Genomic DNA, 16,283 nt, shown 5'->3' on the forward strand with positions numbered 1-16,283 from the left:
GGCTACTCCGACCGCTGCGCCCGTCGCGCAGCGCGTTCGGCGGCCTCCTCGGCGTCCATCTGCGACGCCTCGGCCAGCGACGGCGCGCCCCCGCCTAGGCGTTTGGGCACCCAGAACTCGCCCGCCGGGTGCGGCCCATAGGCCTCCTGCGTCTGCTCGAGCAGGTGCTGCATGCGTGAGTGCAGAAGCGCGGTCAGCTCGGCGGCCGGCAGCGTCGGCGCGATCGGCTCTCCGACCGTGATCGAGATGGGCACCTTCGGACGCCACATCTTCTTGGGGTGGCCCTTGGTCCAGATCCGTTGGGCGCCCCAGACGATGTGGGGCACGATCGGGACGTCTGCGGCGATCGCCATCCGGGCCGCGCCCGATTTGAACTCCTTGATCTCGAAGCTGCGGCTGATCGTGGCCTCGGGATAGACCCCGACGAGTTCGCCGGCCTTGAGCCGACGGACCGCCTCGTCGAACGACTCGGCGCCCGCCAGCCGGTCCACCGGGATGTGGCCGAGCTTGCGCATGAGCGGGCCGCCGATGCTGTGATCGAAGACCTCCTGCTTCGCCATGAAGCGCACCTTGCGGCCCAGCCCCTGCCGGTACGCGGGCAGGCCGGCGAAGGTGAAATCGAAGTAGCTGGTGTGGTTGATCGCGATGACGGCGCCACCCTTCTTGGGAAGGTTCTCGACGCCGGTCACGGTGAACTTCAGGCCCTGGACCCGCCAGACCGCGCGGGCCAGCTGGATGACGGTGCCGTATACGGGTTCCACAACCAGCCAGCCTAGCCGTTCTGCCCTGCCGTGATCCTCGGCTGCGAAGGGGTTGCATTCGCACCCGTGCCCGAGCCCCGGGGCCCCGTCCCCACGCCGCGCCGAACCGCGGCTCATGGCATATAGAGGCCAATGGCACCGATGGAGATGCCCAACGAATCGCACACCACGGACGCCTGCGGAACGCCTCCGGGACTGGCGCCGGTTAAGCTCGACAGTGCAGGTTTCGGGGAAAGAACAACCATTCGGAGCGTATTTGTGCAGGTCACGAGCGTCGGTCACGCCGGCTTCCTGATTGAGACCAAGGCGGGAAGCATTCTCTGCGACCCGTGGGTCAACCCGGCTTATTTCGGCTCGTGGTTCGTCTTCCCGGACAACTCCGGACTGGACTGGGACGCCCTGGGCAACTGCGACTACCTGTACGTGTCGCACCTGCACAAGGATCACTTCGATCCGCAGACGCTGCGGGACCACGTCAACAAGGACGCCGTGGTGCTGCTCCCGGATTACCCGGTGCCTGACCTGCGTCGCGAACTGGAGAAGCTGGGATTCCACGACTTCGTGGAGACAGCGGACTCGGTGAAGCACCGGGTCAGCGGCCCCAAGGGCGATCTGGACGTGATGATCATCGCGCTGCGCGCCCCGGCCGACGGGCCGATCGGCGACTCCGGCCTGGTGGTCTCCGACGGCGAGACCACGGCGTTCAACATGAACGATGCGCGACCCGTGGATTTGGACGTCCTGGACCAGTTCGGCCACATCGACGTGCACATGCTGCAGTACTCGGGCGCGATCTGGTACCCGATGGTCTACGACATGCCGGCCCGGGCCAAGGAGGCGTTCGGCACACAGAAGCGCCAGCGCCAGATGGACCGTTGCCGGCAGTACATCGCCCAGGTCGGCGCCACCTGGGTGGTGCCCTCGGCGGGTCCGCCGTGCTTCCTCGACGACGAACTTCGCGACCTCAACGACGATCACGGCGATCCGGCCAACATCTTCCCGGACCAGATGGTCTTCCTCGACCAGATGCGTCAGAACGGTCACGACGGCGGCCTGCTGATGATCCCCGGTTCGGTGGCCGACTTCAGCGGGTCGACGCTGAACGCGCTGACCCACCCCCTGCCCACCGACGAGGTCGAGGCCATCTTCACCACCGGCAAGGCCGACTACATCGCGGCCTACGCCGAGCGGATGGCACCGGTGCTGGCCGCGGAGAAGGCGCGCTGGGCACCGGCTGCGGGGGAACCTCTGCTGGAACCGCTGCGTGCCCTGTTCGAGCCGATCATGGCGGCCACCGACCAGATCTGCGACGGCATCGGGTATCCGGTGGAACTGCGGCTGTGGTCCGCCGAGTACAAGGAGAGCGTTGTCCTCGACTTCCCGAAACGGATTGTGCGGGAGCCCATTCCCGACGAGAAGTTCCGCTACGGGTTCGAGATCGCGCCCGAGTTGGTGCGCACCGTGGTGCGGGACAACGAGCCGGACTGGGTCAACACGATCTTCCTGTCCACGCGGTTCAAAGCATGGCGAGTCGGCGGGTACAACGAGTACCTGTACACCTTCTTCAAGTGCCTGACCGACGAACGCATCGCCTACGCCGACGGCTGGTTCGCCGAGGCCCATGACGACAGCTCCTCGATCACGCTGGACGGCTGGGAGATTCAGCGTCGTTGCCCACACCTCAAGGCGGACCTGTCGAAGTTTGGGGTGGTCGAGGGCTCGACCCTGACCTGCAATCTGCACGGTTGGCAGTGGAACCTGGACAACGGCCGGTGCCTGACCAGTCGAGGCCACGAACTTCGGAGTTCCAAATTGTGAGCCCTCCGCCCAAGCAGTACTACGACGACGGGCTGATCCAACTGGACCAGCACGCGATCACGTTGCGCCGCTACCATTTCCCGTCCGGCACCTCGAAGGTGATCCCGGTCGACACCGTGCGCGGCTACAAGGCCGAATCGCTTGGCCTGTTCACCCAGCGGTTCCGCATCTGGGGCAGTTCCGACCTGCGCCGTTGGCTTCCGTTGGACGTGTGGCGCCCGATCAAGTCCACACTCGTCACACTCGACGTCCCCGGCAGGACCAAACCGGCGTTCACCCCGTTGCGTCCCAAGGAGTTCCTCGAAATGCTCGACGAGGTCCTCGAGCACTAGCTAGCCACGCAGGACGGTGGCCTCCAGGACGCGCTGCAGACCGCGCAGGGCGGTCCTGCCCGCCGCCGAGGCGGCCCGGCGCACGGCACCGGGTTCGGCCACCGCGTGCACGATCACCTCGTCCCCGACCCGGACCACCCCCGCCTCCGTCACCTCGGCGTACACCCCGAGGAAGCGGTCGGTGAGCTGCGCGAGCTGGCGGGTCAGCCCACGGTCGGTCTCCAGACCCGGTTGGGCCCGGGTGGGGACCACGCACCGGATGGTCGGGATGTCGACGTTCAGTGACACCGTCCCGAGACGGAGTTGCGAACCCACCCACTGCGTTTCGGGAAACCCCACCGCCCCGGCGACGTCGACGAGGACGTTGGGCCGGAACCGCCGCACGTCATAGGGCACACCGTCGGGCGACAGTGCCGCCAGGCTGGACGTGCTCATCAGATGCACCGGGCTCAGGTCGACGAACGTTCCCGGCGGGGTGGAGAACCGCGCCAGCGTGAGGACCTGCTTGGTGGTGAACACCGAGGTGTCTGGCAGCGCCTCGTCCGCCGACAGGCCGAAATCCTGACGGACCACACTGGCCGCGTAGTTGGCGAGGCTCTGCCGGAGCGAAAGTCTGTGCGCGCTGGTGTCTTTGACGGGCGGCAGCGGGGTCAGCCGGACTTCGCGGCCGACCACTTCGCTGATTCGGTCGTGAATCGCCGGGTCGTCGCTGTCGAGTTCGGCCCCGTCTGGGAACGTCACGATCACCGTCGGCGCCCGACCCGGCCCCGCGTCGTCCCCGGGTTCGCGTGCATACCGGGCCGTGCAGCCCAGCAGCGCGGGCACCCTGCGCGCCGAGGCGGTCACGTCGTTCTCCAGATCACGCACGGCCCACAGTCGGTCAGCGTGCACACCCCGGCGGTCGATGCGCACCTGCTCGACCGCCGTGCCGCCCATGGACTTCACCGGGAAGCGCCAGAGCTGCTGAACCGACCCGGGTGCGGACATCAGCGTTGCGAAACTCTTTGGCGCAGTTCCGAATTCGCATCCGAGGCGGTGTCGTACACGCGCACGACGGCGGCGTCGCCCGGCTTGAGGTAGGTGGACTCACCCAACGCGGTGTAGCGCGTGGCACCGATGCCGATCAACACGTTCTCCGGACGACCCGAGGCCACCATCAGCGCCCCGACGTCCTCCAGGGGTGTGTCCGGCGACCCCTTCTGATTGGCCAACCGCTCGACGATCCAGTCCAGGAGAACCTCGCCGTAGTAGGAGTAACCCAGCAGTGGGCTGTCGACGCCGTACTCGTGCGCCTTCCCTTCGGCGTCGTCCAGGAAGCACACCAGCCGCAGGGTGGCGGTCGGACCGTCCGGGGTGAGGTCGCTGATGTCGAAGAACTGCCGCGCCACACCTTTGGAGGCCGGGCCCCAGTTCTTCTTGTGGCTGATCTTCGGGGCACCGGGTCGGCGGATGGAGCAGTCATTGAACGCACCCAGCGCGAACGGCTCCAGCGCGGCGACGGTGTCGCCGTCCCACTTCACCCGGCAGGCCAACCCGACCTCGGGCTCGATCTGCAGATTCAGCGGACCGTCGGAGGCCTCCGGCAGCAGGATCTGATCGTGCGACAGTGGGAACTCACCCAGGAAGCTGTCGTAACCCGGTGCATACCAGGGGAATATCCCCTTCGGGGCGACGCCCTCGGAGGCCACGTTGACGAAGTCGACCGCCTCCCCTGCCTGTTCGAGGTGTCCTGCGAAGTTACCGGCGACTCCGAACCCGAACCAGGTGCGAAGCTCAGCGAGGTCGATATCGATCATGGCTGCACCCTACTGCGGCCCCGAGCAAGCCGGTGACAAGTCGCACTTAAGTCGCCAGCGCCAGGCTGGCTGGCGAACCTGCGATCCGGGACGTCCCGGATCCGCCTAGCCCGAGGAGCACCACAGTGACCACCGCCGGCACCACCGCGCCCGAGCACGCGGACGATTCCGCACCCGATCTTCTGCGCATCACCCTGGCCCACCGGGCGATGCTGACCGACCTGCTGCGCCTGACCGAGCTGGCCGAGGCCGTGCGCGACCGCGATGTGATCTGCACGCCGGGCCACGCCCGGGCCATCTCGCAGTACATCGAGCTGCTCTGCGATTCCATCCACCACCACCACGCAGCGGAGGACGCCGTGATGTGGCCCGCCATCCAGGCCAGCGTGGGTGATCACCTGGATCTGAGCGAGCTGACCGCGGACCACGAGGCGCTGGAGCCGCGGCTGGCTCAGCTGCGGGCTCGGGCGGCGGCCTTCCGGCTCTCGATGGGCGACCGTCAGGTCGGTGGCCTGCTGGCCCTCGAACTCGCCGAGCTGGCGGCCCTGCTGACCGATCACATCAACGACGAGGAGATCGAGCTGTTCCCGCTCATCACCGAGCACGTCTCCGTGGCGGAATGGGCGTCAGTGGAGGCCGCGGCCCGGGAGGGGGCCCGGATGTCGTTCGACGGGCCGCGCCTCCTGGCGGTCATGACCGACGACGAGCGGACGGCGTTGCGCCGGCAGACGGGCTGGCGGCACCGCGTGCTGCTCACGGTGCTGAGGCTTGCCCATCGGCGGCGGGAGCGGGCGGTCTTCGGCCGGCGCGGCGTCAGTCGGTGAACCGGCGGGCTTCGACCGCCAGTCGCTCGCGCAGTGCCGCGGCCGCCTCCCGGTGCCGGCGCGCATCCTCCGGCCTGCCCAACGCGTCCTCCGCGGCGGCCAGCGCGTCGTCCACCGGTCCGACGATCAGCCCGTCCACGCCCAGGCCGGCGATCCGGCCGGAGTACGGGCGCAGGTCCTCGGCCCGGGCCCGGGCCTCGTCGCGGTCGCCGAGCGCGACCGCCGCGTTGACCCGCAGGACGGTGAAGGGCAGCCAGAAGTACGCCCGCTCGATCGGCTGGCGGTCGGGCCAGAGCGCTCGTGCCTCCGCCTCGCGGCCGGCAGCCATCAACGCCAGCACCGCGGCGTCCAGCGCAGCGACCGACACCTCCCGATAGAAGAACACCAGTTCGTCGGCCAGCACACCCAGATCTCCCAGGCAGAACTCACCCGTCACCCGGCCGACCATCGCCAGCTTGGCCCCGTTGGCGGCGCCGTTCTCCACCATGCGGGCCGCCAGATCGGTGTAGGCGCGCACGGCCTCGTCGAGGCGTCCCACCAGCAGGTGCATCCGGGCACCGAACAGGCCCAGCACACCGAGCAGATGCACGAGTTGGCCAGTGCCCGCCCGGGCCACCGCGAGGTCGACGTGGCGCTTCGCCTCGGCCAGGTCAGACCGATGACCGGCCGCCAGGGACAGCAGCCAGTGGGCTACCGCTTGATAGTCGGCCTGCTCGGTGGCCTCCGCGGTCTCCAACAGTTCGGCGGCCGTCGAGTCACGCTCGGCGTCGAGGTCGGGACCCAACGCGCCGTAAGCCCGCACGTTGAGGGCGGCGCACAGCAGCCGGCCCGCCGATCCGGGGTCCTCGGCGTAGGCGCGACGCGCCAGGTCCAGCATCTCGGTGCTGACCGCCAGGGCCCCGTCCGGGTCGGCGCCCTCCAGTTCTACGTACAGCGCCTTGAGCAGCCTGATGCGATCGGCCACCGTGACCCCGTCGACGGCCAGCATCTCCCGCAGCAGTCCGATCATGTGGGCATCGGACCCGTCGTACTCGCGGTCCCGCCACACCAGGGGGGTGTCCCAGGCGGTGAGGACCCGGATCGTCAGGTCGTGCTGCGACGTCCCGGTGAGCAACTGCAGGGCGGCCTTCATCTCAAGACGTGCTCCGACCGCGTCGCCGGACTGCGCCAGCGCGGCGATCAGACCACAGCGTGCGTCGATCTCATCGCGCAGACCGTCGGCGCTGGGCCGCAACCGACGGCTGGCCGCCAAGTCCAGCATCTGCAGTACCGAGCGCCATTGCCGGGCGGCTTCGGCGTGGGCTCCGAGCGTGCTGGCCTCACGCGCCGCCTCTGTCGCGAAAGCCGCTGCGGTCAAGGCGGTTTCGGCCCTCGCCGCGGCGACAGCGTGGTGCGCCAACGCGGCCGGGTCGACCGACCGGCCCGGGGCGCGGAGCAGCTCCAGCGCGGCACCGTGCAGGCGGGACCGGCGCAGCTTGGAGGTGTCTTCGTAGAGGGTGTCACGGACCAGGGCGTGGGCGAACCGCAGCCGCCCGGGCTCGGGCTCGTCGAGCAGACCCAGCAGGACCGCCGGCTCCAGCGCGTCGAGCAGGTCGTCTGGATCGCTGCGGCACAGTTCGGCGAGCAGGTCGACGTCGATGTCGCGGCCCAGCACCGCGGCCTGACGCAACGCCGTGACGGTCTGCCCCGGCAGTCGGGCCAGCCTGCGGCGCAGCACATCCCGGACGCCGACCGGCACCGACGCCCACACCGCATCCGGCCCCTCGGCGTCCATCAGCCGGGCCAGCTCGCGGATGAACAGCGGATTTCCGCCGGTGCGCTCGCGCAGCAGCCGCAGGGCCTCTCCGCTCGCGGTGGTCAGCCCGCAGTCGGCAGCGAGCGCGGCGGTGGCCGCGGCGTCCAGGCCGTCCAGGATCAGGTGCGCCGCGGTGTGGACCGTCAGCGCCGCCCGGGCCACCTCGAGTTCGCCGTGGTCCTCCGTGGGGCGATAGGTCGCGATCACCAGCACGCGGCTGTCCTTGATGCGGTCGGCCACCAGCCGCAGCAGCTCCAGCGTCAAGCCGTCGGTGCGGTGCAGGTCATCCAGCACGATCGCGAGCGGCTGAGCGTCGGCGACCGCGCTCACCACGTCGGCGACCGCCTGCCCCAGCCAGAACGTGCCCGGTTCGGCGGTGGCACCGTCGTGCAGCAGGGGCGCCAGCGCCACCCTGTCGTCGTCGGTTCCGGATTCGAGCAGGTCACGCAGCACCTCGGTCCAGGCCCACCCGGCCGGTGCGCCGTGCACCTCCGGGCAGCGGCCGAGCACCGTGCGCCACCCCGCGGCCCGCAGCCGGGCCGTCGCGGCGTCGGCCAGGGTGGTCTTGCCCGAGCCCGCCTCACCCCCAATCCACACCACCGCACTGCGACCGGCGGCGACGGCCCCCGCGACGTTGTCGATCTCGGCGAGTTCCTCGGCCCGCCCGTAGGCGGCGGCCTCGGGCGTGTCCGGCGCCGCGATCGCGGGCGCCGCCGGCTGTAGGTTCGGCCGTGACGGCTCCAAATACTCCGCCTGGCACAGGATGTCGCGTTCGAGGTCGCGCAGCGCCCGACCGGGTTCCAGACCCAGTTCGTCGATGAGGTGACTTCGGGTGCGCCGCAACACCTCCAGGGCATCGGTCTGGCGCCCGCTGCGGTACAGCGCCGTCGCCAGCACCGCGGCGGCGCCCTCCCGGCCGGGACGCTCACCGACAAGGAGTTCCAGCGCGGCGATCGCGGAGTGATGGCGGCCGAGTTCCACCTGCGCCGCGGCCTGCGCCTCCACCGCGGTCAGCCGGAGCTCGGTCAGCCGGGCCACCTCGGGTGCGGCCCACAGGGCGTCGCCGAACCCGGCGAACGGATCTCCCGACCATCCGGCCAGCGCCTCGTCGAGCCGGCGCATGCGCTTCTGCGGATCCGATTCCTCATGTGCCGCAGTGACATCGGCTTCGAATCGCCAGGAGTCGACGGCGTCGGCCGGCAGCCGCAGGCAGTACCCGGGCGCGGCGCTGACGAGGACGCGGGCGGGGGCCCGGCGCTGCCGACCCGGCTCGAGCGCACGCCGAAGATGCGAGACGTAGACCTGCAGCGCGGACAGCGCCTTGGGCGGCGGTTCCCCCTCCCACAGGTCCTCGATGAGCCGGTCCACCGACACCGTATGGCCATGTGCGGCCACCAGTCTGGCCAGGAGCGCGCGTTGCAGCCGCGCGCCCAGGTCCACCGGATCGCCGCCGACCCACGCCTGCACCGGTCCCAGAACCCGCACCCGTACCGGGTTGTCCGCAGTCATCCCCAAGGCCGCGGTGTCGCGCTTACCGGGGTTCCAGCACCGAGGCGCCGACGTACGGCACGAGCGCGTCAGGAACCCGGACGCTGCCGTCGGGCTGCTGGTGGTTCTCCAGGATCGCCACGAGCCAGCGGGTGGTGGCCAGGGTGCCGTTCAGCGTCGCGGCGGTCTGCGGCTTTCCGTTCTCGTCGCGGTAGCGCGTCGCGAGCCGACGAGCCTGGAAGGTCGTGCAGTTCGACGTCGACGTGAGCTCGCGGTAGGCCTGCTGTGTGGGCACCCAGGCTTCGCAGTCGTACTTCCGCGCGGCCGACGACCCGAGATCGCCCGCCGCCACGTCGATGACGCGGTACGGAACTTCGATGTGCGCCAACATCTCCCGCTGCCAGCCGAGGAGCCGCTGGTGCTCGGCCTCGGCGTCTTCAGGCTTGCAGTAGACGAAGCCCTCGACCTTGTCGAACTGATGCACACGGATGATGCCGCGGGTGTCCTTGCCGTAGCTGCCGGCCTCGCGCCGAAAGCACGACGACCATCCCGCATACCGCAGCGGCCCGCCGGAGAGGTCGAGGATCTCGCCCGAGTGGTACCCCGCCAACGGCACCTCCGAGGTGCCGACGAGGTACATGTCGTCGGCCTCGAGGCGGTAGATCTCCTCGGAGTGCGCGCCGAGGAAGCCCGTACCCGCCATGACCTCGGGGCGCACCAGCACGGGCGGGATCATCAGCGTGAACCCGTTCTCAGTCGCGACCCGCACTGCCAGCTGCAGCAGGCCCAACTGGAGCAGCGCGCCGCGGCCGGTCAGGAAGTAGAAGCGCGACCCGGAGACCTTCGCGCCGCGCTCCATATCGATCAGGCCCAGCGCTTCACCGAGTTCCAGGTGGTCCTTGGGATCGGACAGCCGAGCCGGCTCCCCGACCGTGTCGAGCACCACGAAGTCGTCCTCGCCGCCCGCCGGGACGCCGTCGATGATGACGTTGGACACCGCCATGTGCGCCGCGGTGAACGCCTCCTCCGCGGCGGCCTGGGCGGCCTCGGCCTCCTTGACCTCCGCGGCGAGTTCCTTGGCGCGCGCGAGCACCGCCGGGCGGTCGTCGCTGCTGGCCGCACCGACCTGTCGGCTCACGGCTTTCTGTTCGGCGCGCAGGGTGTCCGCCTTCGACACCGCGGCGCGACGCGCGGCGTCGGCGGCCAGCAGCGCGTCCACCAACTCGGGGTCTTCCCCCCGGCTGCGTTGGGAACGGCGCACGACGTCGGGGTCTTCGCGGAGCAGCTTGAGGTCGATCACGCCCGTCAACACTACTTTTGCCGTCAGCGACCTGCGCTCTCGAGGGTCAGTTGGCGGTATGTGTCGCCCCGCCCCGCATGAGCACAACCCCATAACACTACAAACGCAACAGTTGTCACAGCGGTCGGCGCGCCTGTCACAATGGAAGCCGATGGTTGATGGACCCCAGCAGGAAGATCGCGACGACGTGGCCGTAGAGAACGACCCCGTCGGCTCCCCAGACGACACCCCCGATGCCGCGTTCGCCGCCGAGCCGGCGTCGACCGGCTTCGATGTGGAATCGACTGCTGTGGAGGCCGACACCGACCCCGAGGACCAGGCCCCGCGTGAGCGGTTCAGCTGGCTGAACACCTTCCAGGCCCGGTCCACGCGTCGCGCCCTCCTGCTCACCGCGCTGGGCGCGCTGCTGATCGCGGGCGTGATCACCGCGCTTCCCGTCAACCGCAGCCAGACCGGTCTGGCCGCGTACCTGCAGTCCGACCCCGTCCCGGCCACCGGATCCCGCGGCAACAAGGCGTTCAACGACGCCAAGGCCGGCGACTGCCTGAACTGGCCCGAGCGCACTCCGGACGAGGCGACCATCGTCGACTGCGGGGAGGACCACCGCTTCGAGGTGGCCGAGTCGGTCGACATGCGCACGTTCCCGGGCTCGGAGTACGGACCCGACGCCGCGCCGCCGTCGCCGGCGCGCATCCAGCAGATCAGCCAGGAGCAGTGCCAGGTCGCGGTGCGGCACTACCTCGGCCAGAAGTTCGACCCGAACAGCCGGTTCACGATCAGCATGCTGTGGTCGGGCGACAAGGCCTGGCGGCAGCACGGCGAGCGCCGCATGCTGTGCGGGCTGCAGCTTCCGGGTCCCGACAGCCAGCAGTTGGCGTTCAAGGGCCGCGTCGCCGACGTCGACCAGTCCAAGGTCTGGCCCGCGGGCACATGCCTGGGCATCGACCCGGCCAGCAACCAACCGACCGACATCCCCGTCGACTGCGCCTCGCCGCACGCCATGGAGGTCACCGGGTCGGTGAACCTGGCCGAGCGCTTTCCCGGCGGGCTGCCGCCCGAGCCTGAGCAGGACGGATTCATCAAGGACTCCTGCACCCGGATGACGGACGCCTACCTTGCGCCTCTGCAGCTTCGGACGACGACCCTGACCCTGATCTACAGCACCATCTCGCTGCCCAGCTGGTCAGCGGGCAGCCACCAGGTGGCGTGCAGCATCGGGGCCACGCTGGGCAACGGGGGCTGGGCCACCCTGATCAACAGCGCCAAGGGGCCGCTGCTGATCAACGGCCAGCCACCCATCCCGCCGCCCGACATCCCGGCCGAGCGCCTGAACCTCCCGCCGATCCCGGCGCCCACCGGCGGCTCGCAGTCCACCTACGAGCCGGACTACTCGTCGAACTCGAACTCGAACTCGTCGAACTCGGGGTCGCACAGTTCGGGCTCGCAGAGCGACTCGAGTCAGCACCTGCCGGGGCAGACCTCGGCGCCGACATCCACCGCGGCCGCGACCGAACCCCCGCAGACACAGGGCAACACGTTCAACCCGCCGCCGCCGGGCGCCCCGGCGCCGCCCCCCGAGGCGCCCGCGCCGCCGCCGGCCGACGTCCCCGCACCCGCCGCAGGCCCCCCGCCGGGTCCTGAGGTCGCTCCGCCGCCGGCCTGATTCGATGCCGGTGTCGATGAGTTCGGCGCGCTTCGACGAGCTGGTCTCCGACGCGCTGGACCGGATTCCACCCAAACTCGCCGCGGCGCTCGACAACGTCGTCGTGCTCGTGGAGGACCACAATCCCGACGAGCCCGACCTGCTCGGCCTCTACGAGGGGGTCGCGCTGACCGAGCGGGACAGCTTCTACGCGGGATCGCTGCCCGACGTCATCACCATCTACCGCGGCGCGCTGCTGCAGATGTGCGACTCGGAGGCTGAGGTGGTCGACGAGGTCACCATCACGGTCGTGCATGAGATCGCCCACCACTTCGGCATCGACGACGACCGGCTGCACGAACTCGGGTGGGCCTGACCGGGCGCGGCATCACCGCTTTGTCACCGCGCAGTGATAGGAACGGGCCATGGGTGCAAGATGCCGAGCGTGTGACGCCGACGAGGCGCACTGCCACGGCACGCTGATCGTGCACTGGGCGGGTCGCCCCGAATGCACCGAGAGCGGCTGCGCCACTCCCGAACTGACCATGCACACGTTCGTCGTCGACTGCGACGTGGTGGCGTGTGAGTGCAGTCAGCCGATCGGGTCCGGCGCCCGCTTCGCGTCCTCCACCGGATTCGCGTCCGGCTCGGGGTAGAAGGGCGGGCTCGCCGCGCCCCAGTGCACGCAGCTCCAGCGGCCGTCGGTGATCGGCGCGAGCGTCACGGCGTCGGTGTTCGCCAGGTGATGCTCGAGAGCGAAGCTGGCCTCCACCCCGGCCAGCGTGGCCGCAACCAGTCGGATCGCCGCCCCATGGCTGACCAGGACGATGTCACCGTTCCACTGATCGTCGTCGAGATGACGGAGCCGCAGATCGTTGACGACGGGCAGGTACCGGTCCAGGACATCGGCGCCGGTCTCGCCGCCGGGCATCGCGATGTTCAGCTCACCCTGATGCCACCGCTGGTAGATCCGGTTGAACTCGTCGACCGCCTCCTCGTCGTTGCGGTTCTCCAGGTCACCGACCTGCACCTCGTGGAGACCGTCGAACTCGTGGGGCCGCAGGCTGAGCGCACCCGCGATCTCGGCCGCGGTCTGGCGCGCCCGAATGGCGATCGAATGCCCGAGAAGCGCGGGCTGTCCGGGGGCGTTCTGCGCGAATGCCCGGGCCTGGTCTCTGCCCAGCGGCGTGAGTTCGGCACCCGGCGGCCGGGTGTCCAGGCGTTTCTCCACGTTGCCGTAGGTCTGTCCGTGCCGGACCAGGATCAGCCGCCCGCTCATGGCTGCTCCCCGGACCGCAGCCGGTTCAGCCACTGCGTGGCGTCGTCGAGTTGTGGCGGCACACTGCCGGTCGCCGCACCTGTGGGCCAGGAACCTAGGTATCGCACATCTGCACAACGACGGTGCAGCGCTTTGAGTGCCTCGGCGACCGCGATGTCGTCGATGTGGCCGACACAGTCCAGGAAGAACACGTAGGTGCCGAGTTCGACGCGGGTGGGCCGAGATTCGATGCGGGTCAAGTCGATGTCGCGGATGCCGAACTCGGCGAGGGCGCTGACCAGGGCCCCGGGCACGTTGTCGAGTTTGAGGACCACCGACGTGCGGTCGGCGCCGGTGCGCGGCGGTGGTGGACCGGGCCGGCCGACGAGCACGAACCGGGTCCGGGCGTTGGGCTCGTCGACCACCCCGTCGGCGAGCGTGTCCAGTCCGTAGCGGTGGGCCGCCAACGCGGTGCTGACCCCGGCATCGGCCCGGCCACTGCTGACGTCGTCGGCGGCGCCGGCGTTGGAGATCGCCGGCACGACCTCGGCGTCGGGCAGGTGCTCGTCGAGCCAGCGCCGCACCTGCGCGGCGGCGACGGGAAACGCCGCCACCGACCGGACCTCGGCCGCGGCGACGCCGGGACGGACCACAATGCTGAACGCCACATCGAGCGTCAGTTCGGCGAACACCTGCAGCGGCGCGCCCACCGCGAGGTTGTCGAGCGTGGGGAGCACCGATCCGTCGATGGAGTTCTCGATCGGCACACAGGCGTAGTCGGCGGCGCCCGATCTGACCGCCGCCAACGCCGCGGGCGTGCTGTCGGTCGGTATGGGGTCGACATCGGCTCCGTCGGGCAGCAGACCCGCCGCGGCCATTCCATTGAGCGCCGCCTCCGAAAACGTCCCTTGGGGTCCGAGATAGGCGATGGCGGTCACCCCCAAACCCTATCGGCAAAACCCCGCGCGCCAGATTGAGTATCTGCGGATCGGACGGCGTTAGGCTTCCCCGTCACAGCCGACGATGGCAGAGAGGTGAAGGGCTCACATGGGCGCAGGATCGCATGGCGAGGTGCAGCAGGACGACGGCCGATTCCGGGTCACGAGGTGGACCATCGAACCGGGCGGCGCGATCCCCATGCACCGCCACGAGTACGACTACGTCGTCGTCCCATTGGTCAACGGGACCATGCATGTCGTCACCCCGGACGGCACCGCCACCGCCGCCGAGCTTCGGATCGGCGAGAGCTACACCAGAACGGCCGGCGTCGAGCACCAGGTGGAGAACCGCGGCAGCGCCGACTCCGTGGTCTTCGTCGAGGTCGAGCGGCTCTCCTAGCCCCACCCGCCGGGGACGAAGGTGTTGAACCGCCGCGGGCGTGTTGTTAAGTTAGGCTTACCTCACTAAGAGACGCCGAGCTTGACCAGCACGGACCGCACCTGGAAGGCCCCTCCGATGACCCTGGCGACGATCCCCGCACCGACGACCGCCGAGCGCATCCGCAGCGCGTGTGTGCGCGCCCAGAGCGCACTCATCGCGCTGGACGGATCCGAGCCCGAAGCCGTCACCGTGCACCACCTGCTGCCCGACGGCTCGTTCGCCATCACGGTCCCGATGCACGGCGTCGCGGCCGCCAACGTCGTCAACGCGGGCGCCGCGGGAGTGCAGGCGATGCTCGAACTGACCGACTACGCTCCGCTGCCCCTGCGCGAACCGGTGCGGTCACTGGTCTGGATCCGCGGCCGCCTGTATCGCGTGCCGGAGTCGATGCTGCGCGCGACGCTCGACGTCATCGCCGCCGAGGATCCCAACCCCGCACTGCTGCAGGTCGGCTCCGAGTTCACCCTGCTGCGCCTGGAGATCGAGTCGGTCGTGGTCGCGGATGCGACGGGCGCCGAGTCCGTGGGAGTCAGCGCTCTCCTCGAGGCGCGGCCGGACCCGTTCTGCGACATGGAGACCTCGTGGCTGCGACACATCGACTCCGCACACCGTGACGTCGTCGCCCGGCTCGCGGCCAAGCTGCCCCGCCCGCTGCGCCGCGGACACGTGCGCCCGCTGGGTCTGGACCGGTACGGCCTCCGTCTCCGCGTCGAGGGCGACGACGGCGACCACGACGTCCGTCTCCCGTTTCCCAACCCAGTCGACGATGTGACCGGCCTGAGCCAGGCCATCCGCATCCTGATGGGCTGCCCCTTCGTCAACGGCCTGCGCGCACGCCGACCCTGACCCACCCGGATACGGTGTCGGGGTGAGCGCACAAGGCGCACCCGACGCCCCCGACCGGCCCGGCGAGACGGAGGGCCTGAGCGCGTTCGAGCGCCGCGCCCTCCGCCTCGAGATCGGCCTGGTCCTCGCCGTCACCTTCGGACTCAGCGCGATCACCGCGTCGCTTCAGCTGATCGACTTCGTGCTGCGGGGGCTGGCCGGTCAACGGGTCGCCCTCAATCCCAAGCGGTCCTACTTCGACCTGATCGACCTCGGCCTGAACCTGGCCTACATCACCCAGCTGGTCGCGTGGGGTGCGCTCGCGGTCTACCTGCTGTGGCGCAGCGGGTTCACTCCGGCCCGCATCGGCCTCGGCCGACTCCGCTGGCGCCCCGACCTGCTCGGCGGCCTCGGCCTGGCGGCACTGATCGGAATCCCCGGACTGGCCCTGTACGTCGCGTCGCGCGCCCTGGGGTTCAGCGTCGCGGTGGTCCCCAGTGAACTCGACGACACGTGGTGGCGCATACCCGTGCTGCTGCTGGTGTCCTTCGCCAACGGCTGGGCCGAGGAGGTCGTGGTGGTCGGCTTCCTGCTGACCCGGCTGCGCCAACTCGACGTGAGCCCCGCGACCGCGATCGTGGCGTCCAGCGTGCTGCGCGGCGCCTACCACCTCTACCAGGGTTTCGGCGCCGGGCTGGGGAACCTCGCGATGGGCCTCGTGTTCGGGTGGGTCTGGCATCGGACGGGCCGACTCTGGCCGCTGGTGATCGCGCACGGCATCATCGACTCGGTCGCCTTCGTGGGGTACGCACTGCTTGCCCCACACCTGGGCTGGCTGGGCATCGATCCGCCGCCGAGCACGTAAATTGGCCTGGTGAACGACGACCGGCCGCGGTACGGCCAGCCGCCGCCCGGTCCCGGCGATCGGCGTGGCGCACCCCGCCCACCGCAGTCCGACGAACCGTCGCAGGTGATCCGTCGCGACCCGTCGCACCGCCCGCATCCGGGGGCCTTCCCCGCGCAGCGCACGCCTGCGCCGCCACCCCCACCGCCTCGCCACACCC

Annotated in this window: 15 protein-coding genes and 1 pseudogene; 9 read left to right on the forward strand and 7 right to left on the reverse strand. The window is 70.0% G+C overall.

Features of this window, described 5'->3' with window-relative positions; all coding sequences use genetic code 11:
* Positions 1 to 2 precede the first annotated feature (2 nt).
* Positions 3 to 761 (reverse strand): lysophospholipid acyltransferase family protein, encoded by a 759-nt coding sequence (locus tag A5727_RS00750; RefSeq protein ID WP_068242872.1) that lies wholly within the window; start codon positions 759 to 761, stop codon positions 3 to 5.
* Between the two features lie 258 nt (positions 762 to 1,019).
* On the opposite strand from A5727_RS00750, the gene A5727_RS00755 reads away from it, so the two are divergent.
* Positions 1,020 to 2,579, forward strand: coding sequence for a Rieske 2Fe-2S domain-containing protein (locus A5727_RS00755; protein WP_068242874.1), 1,560 nt, complete (start codon positions 1,020 to 1,022; stop codon positions 2,577 to 2,579).
* A complete protein-coding gene (locus A5727_RS00760; RefSeq protein WP_068242877.1) occupies positions 2,576 to 2,911 on the forward strand; it encodes a hypothetical protein in 336 nt (111 codons plus the stop codon). The genes A5727_RS00755 and A5727_RS00760 overlap by 4 nt, the downstream gene beginning before the upstream one ends.
* On the opposite strand, the gene A5727_RS00765 is transcribed toward A5727_RS00760, so the two are convergent.
* Together A5727_RS00765 and A5727_RS00770 are read right to left on the reverse strand one after the other, a co-directional pair.
* Positions 2,912 to 3,898 carry an MOSC domain-containing protein gene (locus A5727_RS00765; RefSeq protein ID WP_068242880.1) on the reverse strand — a complete coding sequence of 329 codons (987 nt, stop codon included), beginning with the start codon at positions 3,896 to 3,898 and terminating at the stop codon, positions 2,912 to 2,914.
* Entirely contained in the window at positions 3,898 to 4,707 is an 810-nt protein-coding gene (locus A5727_RS00770; protein ID WP_068242883.1) for a DUF5718 family protein, read from the reverse strand. Before A5727_RS00770 ends, A5727_RS00765 begins: the two co-directional genes overlap by 1 nt.
* Positions 4,708 to 4,832: 125 nt before the next feature.
* Between A5727_RS00770 and A5727_RS00775 the strand changes: the two genes are divergently transcribed.
* Entirely contained in the window at positions 4,833 to 5,531 is a 699-nt protein-coding gene (locus A5727_RS00775) for a hemerythrin domain-containing protein (RefSeq protein ID WP_068242887.1), read from the forward strand.
* On the opposite strand, the gene A5727_RS00780 is transcribed toward A5727_RS00775, so the two are convergent.
* Positions 5,521 to 8,835 carry an ATP-binding protein gene (locus tag A5727_RS00780; RefSeq protein WP_068242890.1) on the reverse strand — a complete coding sequence of 1,105 codons (3,315 nt, stop codon included), beginning with the start codon at positions 8,833 to 8,835 and terminating at the stop codon, positions 5,521 to 5,523. The two genes, A5727_RS00775 and A5727_RS00780, sit on opposite strands and share 11 nt — an antisense overlap.
* 22 nt (positions 8,836 to 8,857) lie before the next feature.
* Positions 8,858 to 10,114, reverse strand: coding sequence for a serine--tRNA ligase (gene serS / locus A5727_RS00785; protein ID WP_068242919.1), 1,257 nt, complete (start codon positions 10,112 to 10,114; stop codon positions 8,858 to 8,860).
* 151 nt (positions 10,115 to 10,265) lie between these two features.
* Here serS and A5727_RS00790 point away from each other — a divergent pair, with 151 nt between their 5' ends.
* Positions 10,266 to 11,777, forward strand: coding sequence for a septum formation family protein (locus A5727_RS00790; protein WP_082949513.1), 1,512 nt, complete (start codon positions 10,266 to 10,268; stop codon positions 11,775 to 11,777).
* A gap of 4 nt (positions 11,778 to 11,781) precedes the next feature.
* On the forward strand, positions 11,782 to 12,132 hold the full coding sequence (locus A5727_RS00795) for a metallopeptidase family protein (protein WP_068242893.1): 351 nt from the start codon (positions 11,782 to 11,784) through the stop codon (positions 12,130 to 12,132).
* Between the two features lie 216 nt (positions 12,133 to 12,348).
* Here A5727_RS00795 and A5727_RS00805 read toward each other — a convergent pair whose 3' ends face one another.
* Positions 12,349 to 13,035, reverse strand: a complete 687-nt coding sequence (locus A5727_RS00805) for a histidine phosphatase family protein (RefSeq protein ID WP_068242898.1) — start codon at positions 13,033 to 13,035, stop codon at positions 12,349 to 12,351.
* Positions 13,032 to 13,952, reverse strand: a complete 921-nt coding sequence (pheA, locus tag A5727_RS00810) for a prephenate dehydratase (protein ID WP_082949514.1) — start codon at positions 13,950 to 13,952, stop codon at positions 13,032 to 13,034. Before pheA ends, A5727_RS00805 begins: the two co-directional genes overlap by 4 nt.
* Positions 13,953 to 14,061: 109 nt before the next feature.
* On the opposite strand from pheA, the gene A5727_RS00815 reads away from it, so the two are divergent.
* The 4 genes and pseudogenes from A5727_RS00815 to A5727_RS27980 all read left to right on the forward strand — a co-directional run.
* Positions 14,062 to 14,352, forward strand: coding sequence for a cupin domain-containing protein (locus A5727_RS00815; RefSeq protein ID WP_068242904.1), 291 nt, complete (start codon positions 14,062 to 14,064; stop codon positions 14,350 to 14,352).
* Between the two features lie 117 nt (positions 14,353 to 14,469).
* Entirely contained in the window at positions 14,470 to 15,240 is a 771-nt protein-coding gene (locus tag A5727_RS00820) for a DUF2470 domain-containing protein (protein WP_068242907.1), read from the forward strand.
* A 76-nt stretch (positions 15,241 to 15,316) separates the two neighbouring features.
* On the forward strand, positions 15,317 to 16,084 hold the full coding sequence (locus tag A5727_RS00825; RefSeq protein ID WP_068242925.1) for a CPBP family intramembrane glutamic endopeptidase: 768 nt from the start codon (positions 15,317 to 15,319) through the stop codon (positions 16,082 to 16,084).
* A 9-nt stretch (positions 16,085 to 16,093) separates the two neighbouring features.
* Positions 16,094 to 16,283: pseudogene (locus A5727_RS27980) on the forward strand (hypothetical protein); the annotation flags it as partial.

Source organism: Mycobacterium sp. ACS4331, from assembly GCF_001667265.1.
GTDB lineage: Bacteria > Actinomycetota > Actinomycetes > Mycobacteriales > Mycobacteriaceae > Mycobacterium.

Bases quoted from the DNA above. Each gene is read 5' to 3' on its own strand.
- A5727_RS00820 (WP_068242907.1), top strand. From the start codon at position 14,470: ATGACCCTGGCGACGATCCCCGCACCGACGACCGCCGAGCGCATCCGC.
- A5727_RS00765 (WP_068242880.1), bottom strand. From the start codon at position 3,898: ATGTCCGCACCCGGGTCGGTTCAGCAGCTCTGGCGCTTCCCGGTGAAG.
- A5727_RS00770 (WP_068242883.1), bottom strand. From the start codon at position 4,707: ATGATCGATATCGACCTCGCTGAGCTTCGCACCTGGTTCGGGTTCGGA.
- A5727_RS00805 (WP_068242898.1), bottom strand. From the start codon at position 13,035: ATGAGCGGGCGGCTGATCCTGGTCCGGCACGGACAGACCTACGGCAAC.
- A5727_RS00780 (WP_068242890.1), bottom strand. From the start codon at position 8,835: ATGACTGCGGACAACCCGGTACGGGTGCGGGTTCTGGGACCGGTGCAG.
- A5727_RS00815 (WP_068242904.1), top strand. From the start codon at position 14,062: ATGGGCGCAGGATCGCATGGCGAGGTGCAGCAGGACGACGGCCGATTC.
- A5727_RS00790 (WP_082949513.1), top strand. From the start codon at position 10,266: ATGGTTGATGGACCCCAGCAGGAAGATCGCGACGACGTGGCCGTAGAG.
- A5727_RS00795 (WP_068242893.1), top strand. From the start codon at position 11,782: ATGCCGGTGTCGATGAGTTCGGCGCGCTTCGACGAGCTGGTCTCCGAC.